Genomic DNA, 22,854 nt, shown 5'->3' on the forward strand with positions numbered 1-22,854 from the left:
CCTACCTTTGCAGCCGGAAACCAAAAGTGAGTTGATTTATGAATAAAGACAAAGCTCTCTTCCGCCTGGAAAGGGAGAAATTATTGTTGACAGGTGAGATTCCCCGCTTATTTATGAAGTATGCACTTCCCGGCGTTGCGGGATTGTTGTTCCTGGGTATACAATCCGTGATCGACGGGATTGTGTTGGGACGTTTCGTAGGAGCCAATGCGCTTGCCAGTGTGAATCTGGTTTTGCCGTGTTACAGTTTGATTTCGGCATTTGCAATCGTGATGGGTATCGGGGGGCAAACCCTTGTCAGTATCAGCCTCGGAAGAGGGGATAAGCAGGAGGCTAATGATGCTTTGCGCTCGGTATTCGTGTTTTTGCTGGGGATGTCCGTGGTGGTGAGCCTGGTTATTTTTCTGTCAGCAGGAAAGATTGCTTCTTTTTTGGGGGCGAACGAAGTGTTGTTACCCGATGCGGTACATTATATACGGGCGCTCGTTCCTTTCTTCCCGCTGCTGTGTGCGATGTTTTTCGGCGACTATATAATCAAGGCGATGGGGCATCCGTTGTATGCGACCTCTGTTATGGGGATGACTGTGGTTCTGAATATTGTTCTGGACCTCGTGTTTGTTGCCGTTCTGGGGTGGGGCGTTATGGGAGCCGGACTGGCTACCGGTATTGCTTTTACGATGGGAGCCTGTTTCAATGTGCCCCGTCTGTTTTCACGTCATGAAGTAGTTGCCGTGCAGCGTGGACGCTATGACCGGCGGCTGGTGTGGAATGCTTTCTATAACGGTTCGTCCGAAGGTATGTCGGAGTTGTCGGTGGCGATTACGGTATTTCTTTTCAATATTACCATGATGAGGTATCTGGGAGAGAGTGGGGTGGCTGCATTTACGGCAATCAATTATATATTGTTTATCGGAACGACCGTATTCCTTGGCATATCGGATGGGATCATTCCTATTATCGGGTATAATTACGGGGCCAGACAACAGGAACGTATCAAATCGATCCTGAAATTGGCGGCGCGGACGAATTCGCTGATCGGGATCGGTCTGTTTTTGCTGTTGTTGCTGTTTGGCGAGCAGGTGATCGGACTCTTTTTTAAGGATCATGGGAGCGAGGCTTTTGAGATTGCTTCGAGGGGTGTTTCGATTTACTGTTTCGCCTTCTTGTTGTGCGGGTTGAATATATTGGCTTCCAGTTATTTTACGGCGATAGGGAATGCTAAGATATCTATTATTATCTCAGCTTTGAGAGGACTCGTATTTGTGGGAATCGGCATACTTGTCCTCCCTGCCGTGTTCGGTATCGATGCCATCTGGTATGATGTACCGATCGCTGAGATATGTACCTTGTCCGTTTCTTTCTGGCTGGTACGTAGGTCGTTATTTAATAATCGGAGCAATTAACCGGTATCCTTTTTCATTCGGATGCAATCCGTCGGAGAAGAGGGATTCGTCTATCTTTCCGTTGGGAAGGAGCAAGGCTGGCCCTGCATCGCCGAACAGGCAGTTTTCCTCCTCGGCCATCGTCCGGATATTCCGGTTGATGTTTTTCACCCAGTCCTCATGTTCGCGACGGGGAAGGATACCCATTACCTGGATCGTTGCTTTCGGCTGGCGGTTACGAACGGCTGTGATAAGGAATCGTAGACCTTCTACAATGTCTTCGTCCGTACTGGAACCCATGTTGTTTGTTCCGATCATCAGGATGACCTTCTCTGCTTCGTAACCGTCCAGTTCATCGTGGTAGATACGCCAGAGTGCGTTTTCGATGCGGTCGTAACCATATCCCAGGTTCTGGAAACCGGCGGCTGCCATGTATTTCATCCAGCTTTCCGGACCTCTGTTTAATGGGCCGGCAGGTTCGCCTCCCCAGAAATGCGTAATTGAATTGCCTATGATAACGGCTTTGGGAGGGTGCTGCTTGATATGGCTCAATATTTCGCGATGGCGTTTTTGCCATTCGTAATTGTTCGGTTCGCGGCGTTGGGTTATCGGCTGGCAGGTAGGGCGGTTACCTTCCGGGATACGGAGTATTTCACGTACTTTCTTTTCTACGGCTGTCGCCTGAGTCTGTGCGCCCAGGTCGGAGGGGTGTACGTAATCTACCCAGGCATCCGGCGAGTAATCGAGCTCGTCGTGTGTCAGGTAGTAGAGGTCTTTCACACCTTCCGATTGTAGTATTTGGAAACCTTTTTGCGAGCCTCTGTTGAGGCGGGTATATAGTTCATATTGTCCCTTGTCGGTCGATGCATTGCTATATCCGGCGTGTTCGACAAGCAGGATGGGAGCGTTGCGGGTCGCCCTGATTTGTTTTACGGCGGCAACGACCAGGTTTGTAACTTCCTGTTCGGTGTTTGGTGTCAGGTTAGGCAGGCAATCCAGGATATATATACGTGCATCCTGCTCTATGATGTAGTTCAGCACTTCCTTTTCCAGTTTCCCGTTTCCGGAAAATCCCAGGTTGATAAGCGGATAGCCCAGCGAACGTTGCAGGATATTGGCCCAGGCCATAGCCGGACGGGAGGAACAGGCTCCTTGTGCGATGGAGGTACCATAGAGTACGACCGGCTTTTCCGGCGATTGCGGGATAAAGGTCAGTTCGTTGCCTTCGGGAGTGCCGATCTCCATCCATTCTACTGTATTATATAAAGGTAAGTAAAGACGGTATTCAAATCCACGGTTATGATAGCTGTCCTGACCTAAATTCCTGTAACTGTATGTTATGGTATCTCCGAAAGAATAGTTTCCGAAGCAAAAGCCCCATTTTCCGTTGCTGTCGATACTGTACAGGTCGACGCCAGATACACCGGTACTTTGCATGTGCGGCATATTCAATCCGCCACTCACTTTGTAGCGGACGGTGATCTGTGGGGCATTACTATAAAAGTGGATCGCTAACCCGGCCGAGTTGCGGGAGAGGTTCCATACGTCGGGTCTTATTTCCTTCTCTGCCCGATCAGGCAGACGGACATATTTGTAACCTATTTCATCAGGCCATCCCTGGTTTTGTACTACAGGAAAACCAGCATCCATCGGATTCTGCCATTTCCATTGTGCCCCGGCAGAAAGGCATGCCATACAGAAAAATAGTAGGCAAAAGAGTCTTTTCATGGTCGTTATTATGTGTTTATGTTACTTTTTGATACGATATTGACAAAGATAAAACAATTTCAGGAATTCTATTTTTATTTATTCATGTATATTTGCCATAGTTAAACAAAAAGTAAAAATACCATGAAAGTACAAGCACTGCTCGTATTCCTTCTGGCCGGAAGCATGTCGTTGATGGCTCAGAAGAGTTATCAGTTACAATCGCCGGACAGAAAACTGCAAACGGTAGTTACCGTAGGTGATAATGTAGAATTTTCCCTGATTCATGACGGAACAGAGGTCCTGGCTCCATCCGCAATCTCCATGACTTTACAGAATGGAGAAGTTTTGGGAGCAAAACCAAAAGTATCGAAAGTAACCAAAGGGTCGGTAGACAAAGTGATCCCTTCTCCTTTCTATAAGAAGACGGAAGTAAGCGATATCTATAATGAAATGACGATTTCTTTCCGTGGAGATTACAGTATCGCCTTCCGCTTATATAACGATGGACTGGCTTATCGTTTCATTACCCGTAAGAAAGGGGAGATTGTCGTTGCAGACGAAGCGGCAACCTATAACTTCTCGACAGACCATAAGACATTTTCTGCTTATGTGAACAGTACGAAGCCGACATTCGAAGAACAGTTCTCCAACTCGTTTGAGCAACCTTATGTGAATGAAGCTATCACCAAACTGAACGACAAGCGTTTGATGATCCTCCCTTATCTGGTGGATCTGGGTAACGGAAAGAAACTGTGTATCACCGAAGCCGATTTGGAAGACTATCCGGGTATGTTCCTGAACAATGCAACAGATAAACCCTCTCTGAAATCTGTGCATGCCCCTTATCCGAAGGTAAAACAACAGGGCGGACATAACCGCCTTCAGATGCTGGTCAAGGAACGTGAAGATTTTATAGCTAAAACCAAAGGAAACCGTTCGTTCCCGTGGCGTGTATTTGTCGTTTCTGAAAATGACAAGCAGCTGGTCGATTGCGATATGGTGTATCGCCTGGCTTCTCCTTCCCGTGTAAGTGATGTTTCCTGGATCAAACCGGGTAAGGTTGCCTGGGACTGGTGGAACGACTGGAACATTTACGGAGTGGACTTCCGTGCCGGTATCAATAACGATACTTATAAATATTATATTGACTTCGCTTCCGAGCATGGCATCGAATATGTAATTCTGGATGAGGGCTGGGCTGTTAACCTGGAAGCTGACTTGCTGAAAGTCATCCCGGAAATCAATATGGAGGAAATCGTATCGTATGCCAAATCGAAGAATGTGGATATTATCCTCTGGGCAGGCTTTTATGCTTTCGACCGTGACATGGAGAATGTGGTAAAGCATTATGCGGATATGGGTGTCAAAGGTTTCAAGGTTGACTTTATGGACCGTGACGATCAGGAACTTATCAATTTCTTGTACCGCTCGGCAGAAACTTGTGCCAGATATAAGATGCTGGTCGATTTTCACGGCATATGTAAACCGACCGGTTTGCAGCGTACTTATCCAAACGTAATCAATTATGAAGGGGTAAATGGTTTGGAACAGTTGAAATGGTCGCCTGCCTCTTACGATATGGTTACTTACGACGTAACATTCCCGTTCATCCGTATGGTTGCCGGTCCGGTAGATTATACACAGGGGGCTATGCGGAATGCAACCCGTGCCAACTATCGTCCGGTCAACTCCGAACCGATGAGCCAGGGTACCCGTTGCCGCCAGCTGGCTACTTATGTGATTTTCGAATCGCCTCTGAATATGCTTTGTGATAATCCGACCAATTATATGCGTGAAAAAGAATGTACCGAGTTTATCGCAAACATCCCGACCGTTTGGAACGAAACACAGGTGCTCGATGCAAAAGTATCCGAATATATCGCGATGGCCCGCCAGCACGACGATATCTGGTATCTGGGTGCCCTGACCAATTGGGAGCCGCGCGAGATGGAACTGGATCTTTCTTTCCTGGGTGACGGCAATTACAAACTGGAACTTTTCAAAGACGGTATCAATGCCGACCGTGCCGCCTGCGATTATAAAAAAGAAATCATCCCGGTTCCCGCCGACCGTAAGCTGAAGATCAAAATGGCTCCGGGTGGCGGATATGCTGCAAAGATCTATAAATAACCGACTTCCCGGTGCATGGAATAAGCGTTCGAACCGTCCGCATAATAATTGTTTATTGTGCGGACCGGTTCGAATTTGTTTTTTTGGTAAAGACGGAGCGCTGCCGGGTTTGATACGTTTACTTCGAGCGTAATCTTTGGATGATTATGCTGTCTGGCAAATTCGATCGTTTTGTCTATCAGGTGCTGCCCTAGCTTCTGCCTTCTGAAACCGGGATGTACGGCTAAAGAATAGATGCGCAGATTGGGGGTATGATCGTTTTGCAAGAGAGAAACATAAGCGACTATTCTCTCTTGGTATTCAACGATATAAAACATTCCTTTGGCTTTTGTGATCAGATAGACGAATTGTTTTTTGGAAAAGCTGTCCGGACCGAAACAAGATGTCTCTATTCTCATAATCCCGTCCAGGTCTGCCCGGGTTGCCTGCCTGGTTATAATCTCCTGTTCCATCTTTTAGAAGTGTTTCATATCCAACATACGTCCGAAATGATTCAGTATCCTGTAATACAGGTCATCGCCCAGTACAGCGTCTTCGATACCGTGGTCGATGCTCGGATTATCGTTGATCTCGATAACCATGGCGCGGTCGTTGACCATTTTCATATCGACTCCGTATAATCCTTTTCCGATAAATGAAGTCGCTTTGACTGCCGTGTCGAGCACTTTGCGGGGAACCTGATAAATAGGAATGGTATCGACCAGTCCGCACCGGCTTCTTCCCGAATCATAATGACAGTAGATTTGCCAGTGTCCTTTGGCCATATAATATTTGCAGGCAAACAACGGCTCACCGTTCAGGATGCCAATCCGCCAGTCGAACTCAGTCGGAGTAAATTCCTGGGCGAGGAGGATGGACGATTTTTCAAACAGCAGGTCGAGTGCTGCTTCCAGTTCCGCTTCGTTGGTCACCTTCTTCATCCCGAAAGAGAAAGAACCATCCGGAATCTTCAGGATGAACGGTGATCCCAACTGGCTGCTGATCTGTTCGAATGTATTTTCGTTTGACTTGAATATCAGCATCGAGAGGGGAGCCGGTATCTTTTCCTTTTCAAATAATTCATTCAGGAATACTTTATTTGTACACCGGATGATGGATAACGGATCGTCTATCACGACCATTCCGTTCTGCCTTGCCAATTGCGAAAGCCGGAAGGTGTAATGGTTCAGTGAAGTCGTCGTACGTATAAATAAAGCATCGAACTCCATCAGACGGGTGGCATCTTCTTCCGTGATCAGTTCGGCATGTATATCCATCTTTTTGGCTACTTCCAACAGTTTGTTTATGGCCTGTTTGTTGCTGGGCGGGAACTTTTCCTCCGGATCGTATAATACAGCCAGGCTATAGCGGGCGGATTTAACGGTTTGGGGTGCACGCCATACCTTTTTGTTGAAACGGTCGAGCGCTTCAGCGAAGAAACTTTGTTCTTCATCGTTCAGTTGTTCCAATGACAAGAGTTGAATGGATTCGATCTGGTTCTTAGCCCGGGTATTAAAACTGATCCTAAGGAGGGGAGCAGGATAGTTTTCGAAGATGAACCGGGCAATTTTCTCCAGCCCTTTTTCCTGGCAAGTCCCGAAATAGAGGTTCAGATACCAGATATCGTCGGTAATATCGTTTTTCTGTATCCATTGATAACAGAGCTTCTGTAAATTCCGGTCCATTCGGACACCTGCCCCGGCTTCCAGCTTATTGATGATATCTACTCCGGGAATCACCTTGTGTCCTCGGGTTTGAGCCAGTAATGAACAGTAATATCCTTCGGAATTATAACTGTAGTCATTACTGAGGTTGATGACAAATTTACTCCCCTTTTCTTTTTGGAGAGATTTGTTTTTTAAATAATCGGAAACAGTTAAGATACTGCTTGTCTTGTAATACGGTTTCCAATCATTCAGACTGTCTAAAAGAATCAGCACATTATTCATATTGAATATTAAAATGAGTGCGCAAAAATAGACAAATAAATCAATCTGTAATGCGAATAATCATTAATTATTAAAAGTACTCTTTGCTAATTGAGTCTCAGGGTGTTGTTTCCTGTCACATATTACCTCCAATCACGTTGTTTGTGTTGTTGGCTGTCTTGATTTATAGGGATTGTGTGTGTAAAATGCCGTTTTAGTTATTAAAAAGGTGTGCCAACGTGAATCGGCACACCTACAAAGCGAGAATTATATGTGAGTTGGGTTAGGTACTGGTTTAATGAATGTAATCGAAAGTAATTTCTACAACGTTACGTCCTTTATCATTTTTATTTAATGAAATAGCTTCGCCTTTTTTCTGTTCCTTTATATGGCCGCGTAGGAAATATGGGTTTACATTTTTAGAAGAGATCGATTCTTTATCTGTAAACGCATAATATAATGTAACTGGTTGATTGCGGTGATAACTTGAAATAACATAACCCAGGAAGCAATGCTCAAAGCTGTGTAAAGATGTTTTCCAGGCATGTACCTTCGGATATTTCAGTATCGGTTGATTTGTTTCCGGATCTACCATATGCCATATTTCGCCATTTTGTTTATCAACCATGTATTTAAACCAATATTTATAGGTATTATTTGTGAACCGCAGGTAAGAAGGGTCATTCAGTGAAAGTATAGCTGCTGCCTGATCGAGTTCGGCTAGTCCCCACCATTCTTTATCTTTATCCAGTGTCCCGTCAATATCGTAACGACGTGCCCATGCACCGTCTTCTTTAATATAAGCACGGTTTAAAATCACCTTTATCTTTTCACGGGCAAAGTTCACATACGTGATGTCGTCTGTAATTTTACCGATCTCATAAATGACCCACATTGCTTTTACAGAATGACCGAAGTCGGTATGGTCTGTGCCCAATTCTTTGGAAAAGTCGTTTGTTGCGCTTCCCCAGAATGTACCGTAACGTTCGCTATAGAAATGGTTGATCATTACATTTGCCAGTTTTTTCAGGTCAGCTTTCCATTCTGTCTGATAGGGTTCAGGCAAGGAGGGAGTTACCCAAAGCATGTAGGCATATAACTGGTCCAATTGGGAAACGATCTCAACTTTGCCATTACCTTCGGTTATGGATTTAGGTAACCAGGTCAGGAAATCTTTTCCTTCATCAAAATAAGTATCGAAGATATATTTGCGAGCTGCTAGCAACGGTTTTAGAACGGCTTCATCGTGAGTCAGGTAGTAATAATATCCTAATCCGGTGATTCCGTAAGCTAAATCCTGGCTGTTGCGTTCATCGGCAGGATCCATCCATTCACCACTTTTAATATCCTGTTTGTTGTACAGGCCGTTGTTCTCGTCCATTGCCTGTAGGATAGCCATTGCTCCCAAGCGACATTTCTGTAGATAGGAAGTGTCTCCTGTCATATTATATGCAATACCATAGGCAAAGGTTTGGCGGGAATGAGCGCGGATATAATTATATTTGGTAGCTTCTTCTACCAATCCTACCAAGTCCTCATCTTTCATTGCTTCCTTATATTCTTCCGGCCATTGTGTGGAATCTTCCGGGATAACTTGTCCGTCATTACCTCTGAAGGTGGAGAAGAATACGCTTTTTCCTTCCGGCATATCTTTCCCGTCCCAGAATTTCATCAGGTCGTTTTTAAGATGCCCCATCCAAAGTTCCGGATTGTTGCAGTCATCTTTTACCAGTGAATCTACATTATAAACGTCTGTTTTCTTCTGTGGCAGTGTATTGGTTATCTCCACTATTTCCGTTGTGGAAACCTGTTTAGGAGAAGGGTTGCAAGCTACCAATGAGGCAGTAAAAGCTAATAATAGAAATACATTTTGTTTCATTACTTGTAATTATAATCTTTTGTTTTCGGCGGCAAATGTAGAAGTCCCTGATTTAACCACAAAATATATTTCACAGACGACATTAAAGTGCTGTTGAACGGCATAATTTCTTTTTGAGGAGTTGGTGGCAAGTGCAAATGGGTATAAAAAACAGAAGGATTAGAAAAAACTTTCTAACCCTTCTGTTCTGTGAGGTTCCTGGCGGATTCGAACCGCCGTACATGGTTTTGCAGACCACTGACTAAGCCACTCATCCAAGGAACCGGATATCAAATTTAATTATAAAGAGGTTCCTGGCGGATTCGAACCGCCGTACACGGTTTTGCAGACCGCTGACTAAGCCACTCATCCAAGGAACCATCTATTTCAAATAACGTCTTATCATTTTTGCGAGTGCAAAGAAAGGCATTATGTTTGAGATATGCAAATCTTTTTCATTCTTTTTGCAGGCGTTGATTGTTGCAGAACTAAGGAAAAAGAAGTTACTTTGTCCCCTGTTAGTATAAATATAAAGGAATGAATTATATAGAAACGGAAATACCCGGTGTCTGGATCATTGAACCTAAGGTGTTTAATGACGCACGGGGATATTTTATGGAAGCATTTAAACAATCTGAGTTTGAACAACACATCGGTAAAGTGAATTTTATTCAGGATAATGAGTCCTGTTCTTCCAAGGGAGTACTTAGAGGATTACATTATCAATTGGCTCCTTATTCGCAGTCGAAGTTGGTGCGGGTGATCACAGGACGTGTTCTGGATGTTGCCGTCGATTTGCGTGCCGGATCTCCGACATTCGGAAAATATGTATCGGTTGAACTTTCGGCAGAGAATAAACGACAGTTCTTTATTCCGCAGGGATTTGCCCATGGATTCCACGTGTTGAGCGACGAAGCGATTTTTACTTATAAAGTGAATAACCCTTATATGCCCAGCCATGAAAAAGGACTTCGTTTTGATGATCCGGCGATAGGTGTGGATTGGGGAATTACAGATATCGATGCTGTAAATTTATCAGAGAAAGATACAAAAGCGCCTCTGTTCAGTGAGGCGGAATATAATTTTACATTTAAATAATACGGACGATGAAGACTTATCTGGTTACCGGTGCTGCCGGTTTTATTGGTGCTAACTTTATCAAATATATGCTGGCAGAGCATCAGGATATAAAGATTGTAGTTCTCGACTTGTTGACTTATGCAGGAAATCTGGGTACGATAGCAGGAGATATCGATGGCGAACGTTGTGAGTTTGTGAAAGGCGATATCTGTGACCGTACGTTGGCTGATGAACTTTTCGCTAAGTATAATTTTGATTATGTAGTTAATTTTGCTGCAGAAAGTCATGTGGATCGTAGTATTGAGAATCCGCAGTTATTCCTTGTAACTAATATTCTGGGAACACAAAATTTACTGGATGTAGCCCGCAGAGCCTGGGTGACGGGGAAAGACGAGGCCGGTTATCCTCAGTGGCGTGAAGGCGTACGTTTCCATCAGGTTTCTACAGATGAAGTTTACGGTAGCCTGGGTGCGGAAGGTTATTTCCATGAAACGACTCCGCTGGATCCGAGAAGTCCGTACAGCGCCTCCAAAACAAGTGCCGATTTATTTGTAAAAGCGTATTTCGATACTTATAAAATGCCGGTAAGCATTACCCGTTGTTCCAATAATTATGGCCCTTATCATTTTCCGGAAAAACTGATTCCTCTTATTATAAAGAATATCCTGGAAGGAAAATCCCTGCCGGTATATGGTGACGGGAAGAATGTAAGAGACTGGTTGTATGTGGAAGATCATTGCAAGGCTATCGATGCTGTTATTCATCGTGGACGGGTAGGAGAAGTTTATAATGTAGGTGGTCATAACGAAAAGCAAAACATTGAGATTGTAAAACTGACGATCAGCACAATCCATCGCTTAATGACCGAACAGCCTGAATATCGCCAGGTGCTGAAAAAGAAAGAGATTGGTCCGGACGGAGAAATTGCTGTCGACTGGATTAATGAAAGCCTGATTACTTTTGTGAAGGACCGCCTCGGACATGACATGCGTTATGCTATTGACCCGACGAAAATCTCAGAAGAACTTGGCTGGACTCCTGAAACGACATTTGAAGTCGGCATCGTAAAAACAATCCGCTGGTATCTGGAAAATCAACAGTGGGTAGAAGACATCACGGGTGGCGATTATATGAAATATTACGACCGGATGTACTCCGGTCGTGAATTATAAAGCATTGGTTTCTCCTTCCGGAGGAGTTACCGTATGATTAGGAGAGAGGCTGCTCACCAGTTCGGGAGCAGTCTCTTTTATTTGGTTACGTATCGATTCCCGTATTTCTTTCCGGACATTTGTCCGCGTACTGTCCAGCTCCGCTTCTTTAGCCGGTTTGAAAAGGTCTTTGTAGCGGCACTTTACAATTTTATATTTGAAATCATCCAGATTACCGGTGATGTCGATTCCGAGTTTAAACGGAACCGGTGATTTGAGTACAGACAGATGATAGTTGAAGGTCATATCCAGGTTATGGGTTCCTCCGACCGCTACTTTATATCTGTCCATTTCCACCAGGAAGGGGAATACTTCTATTTTATTGTCTTTGATGGCCAGATCGACCGATATACTGTCGATCACATTCCGCTTTTTGTTCTTGAACATAAGCGTCTTGGATATTTCAGTAAAAGTTTCACCGTCCAGCAGCACCATGTTTTCCCCATGCAGATAGCAGGCTGAGTGCAGGGAAGGAAGTTCCAGCGACATGGTGGAATCCATCTTGCAGGTTGCCGTCACCTGGCAGTCGACTACTCCTTCAAAAGAACGTAACATCGGGACGAGTGTGTCGATGGCCGGATACAATCCGATCAGTTTCTCAACCATTACATCTTCCATATCGAGATCGAAACCGGCGGATGCCCCGCTATAGTCTTTAGCCGTGTAGAACATGGTCATGTTTCCGCGACCGATATTTGAATCCATCTTGAGGTTGCTAAGATTGATACTTTGATCGCGGATAATCACTTCACCGAGTACATTGGTAAGTTCGGCATCCTTGAAGTCGATCTTTTGGGCGTTTGTGTGAAGCGTTATGTCCAGATAAGCCGGGATGACAAATACCCGGTCTGTTGTATCCAGTGTCGCTGTTGCAATGGAATCCTGTAGAGTATGGGTATCCATGGTAACAAAACTTTCCTCGTCCATTACTGATTGACCGGCTGTAGCGAGATGTTGTTCCGAATATTGCATGCCGGAGTTCATCGCTTTCATTAGCTGGTTACAGTCGATATAATCGGATGTCAGTGAGAAGTTACCCCGTAGTTTCCCTCCCCGAAGCATGGCCTGGCGGATACGGTTTATTTCTCCGTTCAGCATAAAATCACTTTTTCCCAGATGCAGGTGGGCATTGGTAAGTGTAATATCATTGGTATTGAATTTCATGGTAGTCTGATCCATTCGCATGGGGATGGGCAACAGGCGGCTGAACCCTCTCATTTTGTTGAAGGAGAGGCTGCCGCGGACTTCCCAGCGACGTAATAATCGTGTTGTCACGTCGGTGGTATCTGTTTGGATTTGATCGGTTGTTCTTGGGCGGCGTATACGAGCTTGTCTGGTTGTATTGGTGGCCTGCGATGTCGTATCGGCTCGGGCAAGTCTTCGCTGGCGCACGGCATCCCGATAGGGGAGTGCTTCTAGATTGAATGTGTTTCCGGCAAGTATCATTCCGGTACGCATCGGCAGGATGAAGTAACGCAGGGTATCGACAGAGATGGTGGCACCTGCGGTGGGTATCCGTTTATTGGAGGCTGACGATTTGATTCCACCTTTCATGACGGTTTGTCCGGCTACCAGCCATACGGAATCGGGCAGGCGGGTACGCAGATAGTCAAATTTCAGTTGTGCAGTCATGGGGATAACGGCTGTCGTATCTATGACAGGCGATGTTTTTGCCTGTATGGCCAGCCGGCTGATATTTGTATTGATGTCATCCTGGTATTTGATGTTCAAACTGTCTACCGACAAAGATATACTTAACAGGTCTTTATTTTCCAGATAAGAACTGCCCTGTTGGGTGGAGTCGACCGAGAAGCCAGCATTTGTTATAAAGACGTCCATACCTAACGGTTTGCTATAAGCCTTCAGCGTATCTATTTTTAACCGGCCTGAAGCGTGAACTTTGCCGTATTGACTGTCCAGTAAGTCATCTACATTAAATGAAGCGGAAAGATCGGCATCCATTACTCCCTGGAGGAACAGGGTGTCCGGGTTCAGAAATTCCTGTGCAAGCCGTGTGAAGTCGATCTTACCTTTTATATTGGCGTCGACATTCGGTGAAGTCAGCAGGTTGGTTACTTTTCCACGCATATCCAAAGAGGTTGTCAGTCCTTTTAATCTCAGTTGTTCCAGTGAGACAAAAGAAGAATCCGGATACATGCCGTTCAGATGGAGGTCCATATCCATCTGTATGGTGTCGATTCCTTGTTTGAGGCCTTTGACGTGGTAAGAACCGTTTTCTATTTTACAACATAGGTTCACAGATGGAACAATGCTGTCTCCCAGGTAACCGTGTATGTTCCCTTCCATGATGATAGCTCCTTTTGCCAGTGTTTTATCTCTGTTTTGGAAATAGGCATCGGGAATGAATTTCAATAAATCGTTCATGTCGGATATTTTGAGGCCGACTTCCATGTCTATTTTAGTTTGTTTCAGCGGCGGTAAACTGCTGACAGAGCCGTTGGCTGTAAAAGGAAGATTGTTAACGAGTAGTTCGGCATCGTTCAACGTGATCGTGTTGAAGTTGTCAGAAAGTAAAAGCTGGCTTTTCAGTTTCAGGGCCAGTTTGTTTTCCAGTGTATAAGTCGGACTGCTGAACAGGATGGAAGTTGAGCCTGTTTCAATATCCAGTTTATTCTTTCCGTCGGTCAGCGAACCGTCCAGGTTGAGGAAGAAGCCGTTTATTTCAGCAAACAGATCGGCTTCGCGGTCATCATAAGTGAAACGGCCGTTTGTGATGCGTACTTTTTGCAGGTCGATGGGAGGCAACGGCTTTTTGCCGGTGTCGGCAGAGTCGGTCTCTGTGGAATAGATATCCCAGTTGGCAGCACCTTTCTTATTCACATAGCCATAGAAACGGGGTTCTTCGATACTGATTTCGCCTATTGTTATCTTGCCGTTAAAAAGATAATCGGTTGGCCGGAAAGAGATAACGGCGGATTTGAAAGCGATCAGGGAATCGGACGGAATGGCCAGTTCTTCCTTGTGTGTCGTTGAATCTTCAGCTGTATGTGAGATTAGATGGCCGTTCGTGAGCCGGATGCCCAGATGTGGGTATGTTTCAAAATAAGTCAGTTCGATCCGCTCGCAATCCAGATGGGCGTCAAGAAACTTATTCGTTTGTTCGATGACGAGCGGGGTCAGTTTCTCCGGAGGAAGAACGCCCCAGTTCAGAATACTGAACCCTATGCCCGGAAGGATAAAGAACAGGGTAACAGTGATAACGGCGATTGTCGTAATTAATTTTTTATTGATCTTCATATTGCCTTCATGTATTGGTTATACAAAAGTATGTAAATAAACCCATATCTTTGTACCTGATAAGTTTATTTAAAAGATTATAGGCATATGGATTTTCGTCTGAAGGTATTTTATAGCGTAGCGACTAACCTGAGTTTTACAAAAGCTTCGAAGGAGTTGTATATCAGTCAACCGGCTATAAGTAAGCATATTCATGAACTGGAGATGCAGTATAAGACGCCGTTGTTCGACCGTACCGGTAGCCGTATTGTGCTGACCCGGGCCGGCGAATTGTTGTTGTCGCATACCAATACGCTGCTGGCTGCTTACCGGCAACTGGACTTCGAGATGAATCTGCTGACCGATAATATCTGTGGCGACCTGCGCCTGGGGGCCAGTACGACGATTGCCCAGTATGTATTGCCTCCCATCTTGTCTTCCTTTATCCGAAAATTTCCTGACATTCGGGCTTCCCTGCTGAACGGAAATAGTCATGATATTGAAAAAGCCTTGTGTGAAGGTAAGATCACTTTGGGACTGGTGGAGGGGAATGCCCGGCAGAGTTCTCTTCATTATACGCCTTTTATGAAAGATGAACTGGTCGTTATTACACATACCGGGAGTAAACTGGCCCGGTATGAAGAACTGACGTTGGACCAACTTTGCACACTTCCGCTGGTGCTGCGTGAAAATGGTTCAGGGACGTTGGCTGTTTTGGAGTCCACATTGGCCGAACATCAGGTCAAGCTATCCCAACTGAAAGTACTGATGCAGTTGGGAAGTACTGAAAGTATTAAATTGTTTCTGGAAAATTCGGATGCACTGGCAATCGTGTCGGTACGTGCCGTTACCCGTGAACTGATGTCGGGAGTGCTGAAAGTGATCGATATCACAAATTTTTCTGCCGAACGTATGTTTTCCTTTGTACAGTTACAGGGACAGAGCGGGGGACTGGAAGAGAGTTTCATCCGGTATATGCAAGCCTATAAGTAAATCAGATGTGGATGCCGTAATCGTGTTTCACTTCATCCATCACAAAAGTACTTTCCAGTGAACCGAGGCTGTCTATTGTTCCCAGAACATTGAGGATAAACTCCTGGTAGTATTTCATGTTTGGGGCATGGATCTTTAACAGATAGTCGTAACTGCCTGATATGTTATAACATTCAGTTACTTCGGGGATATCTTGTATGATCCGTGTGAACTCGGTCGCAATCTCCCTGTTCAGTTTGCTGAGCTTGACGCGGCAGAAGACGACAAAACCCAGATTCAGTTTTTCTGCATCCAATACGGCTATATACTTCTTTATATATCCTCCGTTTTCCAAACGTTTGAGGCGTTCGAAGACTGGGGTTGATGAAAGGTTCACCCGGGCGGCAAGTTCTTTTGTTGTCAGCCGGGCATTTTCCTGTAGCGTGCGGAGGATCTGCAAATCCTTTTTGTCTAAAGTCTCCATAGAATAAAATTCTTTTATCTGATTCTTTTTAATTGTTGTATAGTTGATTCTGTTTGTATGACGGCGTAAAAATAGTATTATTTTCTGTATTTGTATAATTTCTTGTTTGATGTTTCTTTGTATGATACTTTTGCTGGAAAATGATACAGTAATAAGTCAAATAAAAAAAGAATAAGATCATGGCAAAAAGAGAATTACATTTCGAGACTTTACAGCTTCATGTAGGACAGGAACAGGCGGATCCGGCAACAGATGCCCGTGCAGTACCCATTTATCAGACGACTTCCTATGTGTTTCATAACTCGGCGCATGCGGCAGCCCGTTTCGGTTTGCAGGATCCGGGAAATATTTACGGTCGTTTGACTAATTCAACGCAAGGTGTTTTTGAACAGCGTGTGGCGGCTCTTGAAGGAGGCGTTGCCGGGTTGGCTGTCGCTTCGGGCGCAGCTGCCATTACCTATGCATTCGAGAATATTACACGTGCCGGCGACCATATTGTAGCGGCAAAGACAATTTATGGAGGTAGCTATAATCTGCTGGCACATACCTTGCCGGTTTATGGGGTAACTGCCACTTTTGTTGATCCGGCTGACTTGTCTAATTTTGAAAAGGCTATCCGGGAAAATACGAAAGCAATCTTTATCGAAACCTTGGGCAATCCGAATTCAAATATTATATCTATAGAAGAGGTGGCAGCCATTGCCCATCGTCATAAGATTCCCCTGATTGTGGATAATACTTTCGGAACACCTTATCTGATACGTCCGATCGAACATGGTGCGGATATTGTAGTGCATTCGGCAACAAAATTCATCGGTGGACACGGTTCGTCGCTGGGAGGTGTCATTGTCGATTCCGGCAAATTCGACTGGGTGGCTTCCGGTAAGTTCCCGCAACTGACAGAACCTGATCCGAGTTATCATGGGGTACGTTTTGTGGAGGCTGCCGGACCTGCGGCTTATGTGACCCGTGTCCGTGCTGTCTTGTTACGTGATACGGGGGCTTGCATCAGTCCGTTCAATGCATTTATTTTGTTACAGGGATTGGAAACTCTCTCATTGCGTGTGGAACGTCATGTTGAAAATGCTCTGAAAGTAGTTGACTTCCTGCAAAATCATCCGAAGGTGAAAAAAGTGAATCACCCGTCTTTGCCGGAGCATCCCGATCAGGCGTTGTATAAACGTTACTTCCCGAAAGGCGCCGGTTCAATCTTTACTTTCGAGATACAAGGAGGGCAGGAAGAAGCACATCGTTTTATCGACAGCCTGGAGATCTTTTCCCTGCTGGCAAATGTAGCCGATGTAAAATCTTTGGTTATTCATCCGGCCAGTACTACACATTCGCAGTTGAATGCAGAAGAACTGGCGGAACAGGAGATTTATCCGGGAACAGTGCGCCTTTCGATAGGAACGGAGCACATAGAAGATTTGCTTGTAGATCTGGAGCAGGCACTGGCTAAAATCTGAACAATCGGAATGAAAAGGGTGTTATAACTTCAAGTTATCAGCTATTCCATAATGTGATTGGTTCGATATCTTTTTAAAGCTTACCTTTGCGCCGTCAAAAACAAAGGATAACTAAATGATATTATAAGAAATGAACACAATTGAACAAGTGCTGACGAAGTACAACAAACCCCTTTTCATTCTCCTATTCGTTCTTTGTCTGATGCCTTTTATTTCTCCGGCTATAGCTCTGTTTCTGGGTCTTGCGCTGGGAATGACAGCCGGACAACCTTTCCCGAAATTCAGTAAGAAAACGTCTAAATATTTATTGCAGTTCTCTGTAGTAGGCTTGGGATTCGGTATGAATCTGCATGAATCGCTGAGAACCGGAAAAGAAGGGATGCTCTTTACGGTCGTATCGGTTGTTGCCGTGTTGGCTTTAGGTATGTATCTGGGTAAGAGATTGATGATGGACCGGAAAACGGCTTATCTGATCTCCGCCGGAACTGCGATTTGCGGAGGAAGTGCCATAGCAGCCGTTGCCCCGGTAGTAAAAGCCAACGACAATGAGATGTCGATGTCGCTCGGAACAATCTTTATTCTGAATGCGATCGCATTGTTTATTTTCCCGCCTATCGGACATTTGCTGGGAATGAGCCAGGAGCAGTTCGGTATGTGGGCGGCTATTGCCATACATGATACGAGTTCTGTCGTGGGGGCCGGTGCCGCTTACGGTGAGCAAGCGCTTGAAATAGCTACAATGGTCAAGTTGACACGTGCTTTATGGATTATCCCGGTAACGATTGCTACCATGTTTATATTCAAACAGAAAGGTGCAAAGATCAGCATACCCTGGTTTATTTTCTTCTTTATTCTGGCTATGGTTGCAAATACTTTCCTGACAATTCCTGAAACGATAACAGGTTCACTGGTTTGGTTGGCAAAGAAAGGTTTAACGGTTACCCTGTTTTTGATCGGTGCCGGATTATCCCGGAAAGTAATCAAACAGGTAGGCGTACGCCCGATGGTGCAAGGTGTTGTCCTTTGGATATTTATCGGGTTGATCAGTTTAGGAGTAATAATGTTGGTTTAAAACGAGCAAAATCTTGTTTAAAACGGGGGTAAAGTTCGTTTAAAACGAGATTTTGCCCGTTTTAAACGAAGTGGAGGCCCGTTTTAAACAAGAATAACTGTACTTCTCCTTTTTATGGAATGTAATCAATCCTGAAAAATATGAAACCCATATCTCTTACTTCCCTCTTATTGAATTAATTTCCTATCTTTGCGGTTTCTAAGTGAATAATAAAGATGGCATCTAAGATTACAAAAGGCATTATAATTTCATTTTGGGTACTGTTCGTTGCAGCAGTGGGAACTGTGTTTCTGATATTTACAGCTATTGCAAATGGTTCAATCGGGTATGTCCCCCCCGTAGAACAGCTAGAAAATCCGATCGATAAATATGCATCCCAGGTTATTTCGGCAGATGGAAAGACGCTGGGTAGTTATGCGCATAGTAAAGATAACCGTATTTTTGTGAATTATCGGGACCTTTCGCCCGATTTGGTGAAGGCTTTGATTGCAACTGAAGATGTTCGTTTCACCGAACATAGTGGTATTGATGCTCAGGGACTTTTCCGTGCTGTTGTAAAACGCGGTATCCTGATGCAGAAAAGTGGTGGTGGCGGTAGTACTATCACTCAACAGTTGGCAAAACAGCTTTTCTCACCGAATGCAGATAATTTGATGGAACGTCTTTTCCAGAAGCCGATCGAATGGGTGATTGCTGTTCAGTTGGAACGTTATTATACAAAGGAAGAGATCATTAATATGTATCTGAATAAGTTTGACTTCCTGTATAATGCGGTAGGAATCCAGTCGGCTGCTCGAGTTTATTTCGGGACTACTCCGAAGAATCTGAAGATAGAGGAGGCCGCAACTTTGGTCGGTATGTGTAAGAACCCTTCTTATTTTAATCCGAAGCGTCAGAATGAACGTACACGCGGACGCCGTAATACGGTACTGGAACAAATGCAGAAAGCTGGTTACATTACCCGTGCCGAATGCGATTCGTTGAAGGCTTTGCCGCTGGTTCTTCATTTCACCCGTATGGACCATAAGGATGGTCCGGCTCCTTACTTCCGTGAATATCTGCGTATCCTGATGACCCGTCCCAAACCGGATCGTAGCACGTACAGAGGTTGGCAGAAACAGCAGTTTTATGAAGATTCTCTGGCTTGGGAAACCAATCCTCTCTATGGCTGGTGCAACAAGAACAAGAAAGCTGATGGCGAGTATTATAATCTTTATACTGATGGTCTGAAAATATATACGACGATCGATTCCCGTATGCAGCAGTATGCGGAAGAGGCTGTCCGTGAGCATTTCAGTAAAGATCTGCAACCGGCTTTTTTTAAAGCCAACCAAAAGAAGAAACAGGCTCCTTTCTCAATCGATCTTCGTCCGGGTGAAGTGGATACGATTATGATGCGTGCCATGCATCAGACCGATCGTTACCGGGCTATGAAAAAGGCAGGGGAGAAGGAAGATGAGATACGCAAAGTGTTCAATACACCTGTCGATATGCGTGTATTCTCCTGGAACGGGGCTGTCGATACGATCATGTCGCCGATGGACTCTATCCGTTACCATAAAAGCTTCCTGCGTACCGGCTTTATGTCGATGGATCCGCGTAATGGTTATGTGAAGGCTTATGTGGGTGGTATCGATTATAATGACTTCCAGTATGATATGGTGAATGGCGGACGCCGTCAGATCGGTTCTACTATCAAGCCGTTCCTCTATTCTCTGGCGATGATTGAAGGTTTCAGTCCATGCGACGAAATGATGCATGTACAAAATACATATTTTGACGAGAACGGTATCCCCTGGACTCCGCGTAATGCCAGCGCCAAGCGGGTTGGTGAACGTGTTTCTATCCAATGGGGATTGCAAAATTCGGATAACTGGGTGACGGCATGGCTGATGAGCCAGATGTCTCCGTATACTTTCGTGCGCCTGCTTCACTCTTTTGGATTGAAGAATCAGATGGATCCTGTAATTTCGATATGTCTCGGTACTCCTGACGTTTCGGTAGGCGAAATGGTAAGCGGTTATACTGTTTTTGCAAATAAAGGTATCCGTGCTGAACCGATCTATGTAACCCATATCGAGGATCCGTATGGAAATACGATTGCCTCCTTTAATTCACAGATGAGTGAAGTGCTGACAGAAGATGCTTCTTATAAGATGCTTCATATGTTGAAGAATGTGATCGATGGCGGAACAGGCAGCCGTGTCCGTTTCCGTTATGGAATCAAGGCTCCGATGGGCGGTAAGACCGGTACGACGCAAAATAATTCCGACGGTTGGTTCATGGCCTTTACACCTAGCCTGGTGTCGGGTTGCTGGGTTGGAGGTGAAGAACGTTCCATCCATTTCGACCGTTTGTCTGAAGGTCAGGGGGCCAGTATGGCGTTGCCGATCTATGGTTTATTCATGCAGAAAGTATATGCTGATAAGACGCTCGGCTATTCGGAAGAGGAAGATTTCGATATTCCGGAACAATATGCAAATCCTTGTAAAACCATCACGGAGGAAGAACGCAAGCATATCCCGGCAGATCCCGGAGGCATTGATAAAATGTTTGAATAGTAAACAAGATTGATTATATGAGACTCCCGCAAATCTGAATAATTTATTAGATTTGCGGGAGTTCATTTTTTAAGAAGATCTGAACTTATTCCAAAGGAAAGTGGTTTACAGATTATAAAGTGATATAACATGAATTTCAGACATAAATATGTATTGGCTATCGATCAGGGAACAACTACTTCCCGGGCCATCCTGTTTAATCGTCAGGGACAGGTCATCACACTCTCTCAGAAAACGTTCCAGCAATATTTTCCTAAGCCGGGTTGGGTAGAGCATGACCCGAACGAGATATGGTATACACAGTCGCTTGCGATCAAGGAAGCGATGGCGAAAGCCGATGTGACGGATGACCATATTGCCTGTATCGGTATAGCCAATCAGCGTGAGACGACGATTGTGTGGGACCGTGAGACGGGTTTTCCTGTTTACAATGCGATTGTGTGGCAGGATCGCCGCACAGCTGATTATTGTGAGGAGTTGAAATCGGAAGGTTATTCCGATTTTATTCAGCAAAAGACCGGACTGGTCATCGATGCCTACTTCTCGGCAACTAAAGTAAAATGGATACTGGATCATGTAAAAGGTATCCGTGAACGGGCGGAACGGGGTGAACTTTGCTTTGGAACAGTCGATTCCTGGCTGATCTGGAAGCTGACACGGGGTACACAATTCATTACGGATATTACAAATGCCTCCCGGACCATGTTGTTCAATATAAATACCATGCAATGGGATCAGGAGTTGCTCGATCTGTTTACAATCCCGGCCTCCATGTTGCCGGAGGTGAAGAGCAGCAGCGAGGTTTATTGTGAGACTTCTACCCCGATATTTAAAGCCGGTATTCCTGTTTCGGGAATGGCGGGTGACCAGCAGGCGGCTCTGTTCGGACAGCTGTGTCTGGAAGAAGGTATGATGAAGACGACCTATGGTACGGGCTGTTTTATGATCGTAAATACCGGGGACAAACCGGTGCTTTCACAAAACAACCTGCTGACGACCATTGCCTGGAAGCTGGGTGATAAAGTAACTTATGCATTGGAAGGCAGTGTGTTTGTCGGTGGTGCGGCTATCCAGTGGCTCCGTGACGGTATCGGGTTGATACCGAATGCTCCGGTCACGGAACAGATGGCGAAGTCGGTTCCGGACAATGGCGGTGTCTATTTCGTACCTGCGTTGACCGGTTTGGGAGCTCCTTATTGGGACCAGTATGCACGGGGAGCTATTATTGGCATTACCCGCGGTACGACAGCTGCGCATCTGACACGTGCTGCGTTGGAAGGTATTTGTTACCAGGTATATGATGTACTGATCGCGATGGAGAATGATATTCACGCCAAGCCGAAGGAGATTCGGGTGGATGGCGGTGCGATTGCTAATAATTTCCTGATGCAGTTTCAGGCGGATATCAGCCGCTGTCCGGTAGTCCGTCCCAGTATAATTGAGACAACTGCTTTAGGAGCTGCTTATCTGGCCGGGTTGGCAGTGAACTACTGGAAAGATATGGATGAGTTGAAAGAGCAGTGGTCGCTGGATACCATCTTCACTGCCAAGATGAAACCGGAAACAGCTTTGGCTTTACTTTCCGATTGGCATAAGGCGGTCGGACGGACAATGAACTGGGCGATGGATAGCGAAATATAAAGAGTATGCCTGGATACCCGGAATTGCACCGCTTGCAGGCTTTGCGCTGGCAGCGATGCTTTATTATATTCTGAAATAGAGCATTTAAACGTTTTTTATCTAATCTAAAAAGTGGTATATTCGTGGTATTATTCTGGAAAAGA

General features: G+C 45.1%; 15 protein-coding genes and 2 tRNA genes. 9 read left to right on the forward strand and 8 right to left on the reverse strand.

Translation table 11 applies throughout. The features are described 5' to 3' along the window. Positions 1–38: 38 nt before the first annotated feature. On the forward strand, positions 39–1,403 hold the full coding sequence (locus K6V26_RS06345; protein ID WP_224264865.1) for an MATE family efflux transporter: 1,365 nt from the start codon (positions 39–41) through the stop codon (positions 1,401–1,403). Here K6V26_RS06345 and K6V26_RS06350 read toward each other — a convergent pair. Then, entirely contained in the window at positions 1,380–3,110 is a 1,731-nt protein-coding gene (locus K6V26_RS06350; RefSeq protein ID WP_224264866.1) for an SGNH/GDSL hydrolase family protein, read from the reverse strand. The two genes, K6V26_RS06345 and K6V26_RS06350, sit on opposite strands and share 24 nt — an antisense overlap. Positions 3,111–3,233: 123 nt before the next feature. On the opposite strand from K6V26_RS06350, the gene K6V26_RS06355 reads away from it, so the two are divergent. Further along, positions 3,234–5,222, forward strand: coding sequence for a glycoside hydrolase family 97 protein (locus K6V26_RS06355; RefSeq protein WP_224264867.1), 1,989 nt, complete (start codon positions 3,234–3,236; stop codon positions 5,220–5,222). Here K6V26_RS06355 and K6V26_RS06360 read toward each other — a convergent pair. The 5 genes from K6V26_RS06360 to K6V26_RS06380 form a co-directional block, all read right to left on the reverse strand. Next, complete coding sequence (locus tag K6V26_RS06360) at positions 5,213–5,674, reverse strand: GNAT family N-acetyltransferase (protein ID WP_224264868.1); 462 nt, start codon at positions 5,672–5,674, stop codon at positions 5,213–5,215. The genes K6V26_RS06355 and K6V26_RS06360 overlap by 10 nt on opposite strands. A 3-nt stretch (positions 5,675–5,677) precedes the next feature. Next, the gene (locus K6V26_RS06365) at positions 5,678–7,150 is read right to left on the reverse strand and encodes a RimK family protein (protein WP_224264869.1); all 1,473 of its coding nucleotides are present in this window, start codon (positions 7,148–7,150) and stop codon (positions 5,678–5,680) included. A gap of 274 nt (positions 7,151–7,424) precedes the next feature. After that, on the reverse strand, positions 7,425–9,008 hold the full coding sequence (locus K6V26_RS06370; protein WP_224264870.1) for an AGE family epimerase/isomerase: 1,584 nt from the start codon (positions 9,006–9,008) through the stop codon (positions 7,425–7,427). 192 nt (positions 9,009–9,200) lie between these two features. Beyond that, positions 9,201–9,272, reverse strand: a tRNA-Cys gene (locus tag K6V26_RS06375). Positions 9,273–9,295: 23 nt separating this feature from the next. Next, a tRNA-Cys gene (locus K6V26_RS06380) sits at positions 9,296–9,367 on the reverse strand. A gap of 157 nt (positions 9,368–9,524) precedes the next feature. Between K6V26_RS06380 and rfbC the strand changes: the two genes are divergently transcribed. Both rfbC and rfbB read left to right on the forward strand, forming a co-directional pair. Next, positions 9,525–10,085, forward strand: coding sequence for a dTDP-4-dehydrorhamnose 3,5-epimerase (gene rfbC, locus K6V26_RS06385; protein WP_224264871.1), 561 nt, complete (start codon positions 9,525–9,527; stop codon positions 10,083–10,085). A gap of 8 nt (positions 10,086–10,093) precedes the next feature. After that, positions 10,094–11,239 carry a dTDP-glucose 4,6-dehydratase gene (rfbB, locus tag K6V26_RS06390; protein ID WP_224264872.1) on the forward strand — a complete coding sequence of 382 codons (1,146 nt, stop codon included), beginning with the start codon at positions 10,094–10,096 and terminating at the stop codon, positions 11,237–11,239. Here the strand turns inward: rfbB and K6V26_RS06395 are convergent. Further along, a complete protein-coding gene (locus K6V26_RS06395; RefSeq protein WP_224264873.1) occupies positions 11,234–14,536 on the reverse strand; it encodes an AsmA-like C-terminal region-containing protein in 3,303 nt (1,100 codons plus the stop codon). The two genes, rfbB and K6V26_RS06395, sit on opposite strands and share 6 nt — an antisense overlap. A gap of 87 nt (positions 14,537–14,623) precedes the next feature. On the opposite strand from K6V26_RS06395, the gene K6V26_RS06400 reads away from it, so the two are divergent. Continuing rightward, positions 14,624–15,508, forward strand: a complete 885-nt coding sequence (locus K6V26_RS06400) for a LysR family transcriptional regulator (RefSeq protein WP_224264874.1) — start codon at positions 14,624–14,626, stop codon at positions 15,506–15,508. Between the two features lies 1 nt (position 15,509). Here the strand turns inward: K6V26_RS06400 and K6V26_RS06405 are convergent, their stop codons facing one another. After that, positions 15,510–15,971, reverse strand: coding sequence for an Lrp/AsnC family transcriptional regulator (locus K6V26_RS06405; protein WP_044245796.1), 462 nt, complete (start codon positions 15,969–15,971; stop codon positions 15,510–15,512). A 179-nt stretch (positions 15,972–16,150) separates the two neighbouring features. Between K6V26_RS06405 and K6V26_RS06410 the strand changes: the two genes are divergently transcribed. The 4 genes from K6V26_RS06410 to glpK all read left to right on the forward strand — a co-directional run bounded on the left by K6V26_RS06410 (position 16,151) and on the right by glpK (position 22,711). Continuing rightward, entirely contained in the window at positions 16,151–17,437 is a 1,287-nt protein-coding gene (locus K6V26_RS06410; protein ID WP_224264875.1) for an O-acetylhomoserine aminocarboxypropyltransferase/cysteine synthase family protein, read from the forward strand. Between the two features lie 130 nt (positions 17,438–17,567). Next, positions 17,568–18,509 carry a YeiH family protein gene (locus tag K6V26_RS06415; RefSeq protein ID WP_007653224.1) on the forward strand — a complete coding sequence of 314 codons (942 nt, stop codon included), beginning with the start codon at positions 17,568–17,570 and terminating at the stop codon, positions 18,507–18,509. Positions 18,510–18,724: 215 nt separating this feature from the next. Then, complete coding sequence (locus K6V26_RS06420; RefSeq protein ID WP_048316887.1) at positions 18,725–21,070, forward strand: transglycosylase domain-containing protein; 2,346 nt, start codon at positions 18,725–18,727, stop codon at positions 21,068–21,070. Between the two features lie 129 nt (positions 21,071–21,199). Then, entirely contained in the window at positions 21,200–22,711 is a 1,512-nt protein-coding gene (gene glpK / locus K6V26_RS06425; protein ID WP_048316890.1) for a glycerol kinase GlpK, read from the forward strand. Positions 22,712–22,854: the final 143 nt, after the last annotated feature.

This window comes from Parabacteroides goldsteinii (assembly GCF_020091425.1).
GTDB lineage: Bacteria > Bacteroidota > Bacteroidia > Bacteroidales > Tannerellaceae > Parabacteroides > Parabacteroides goldsteinii.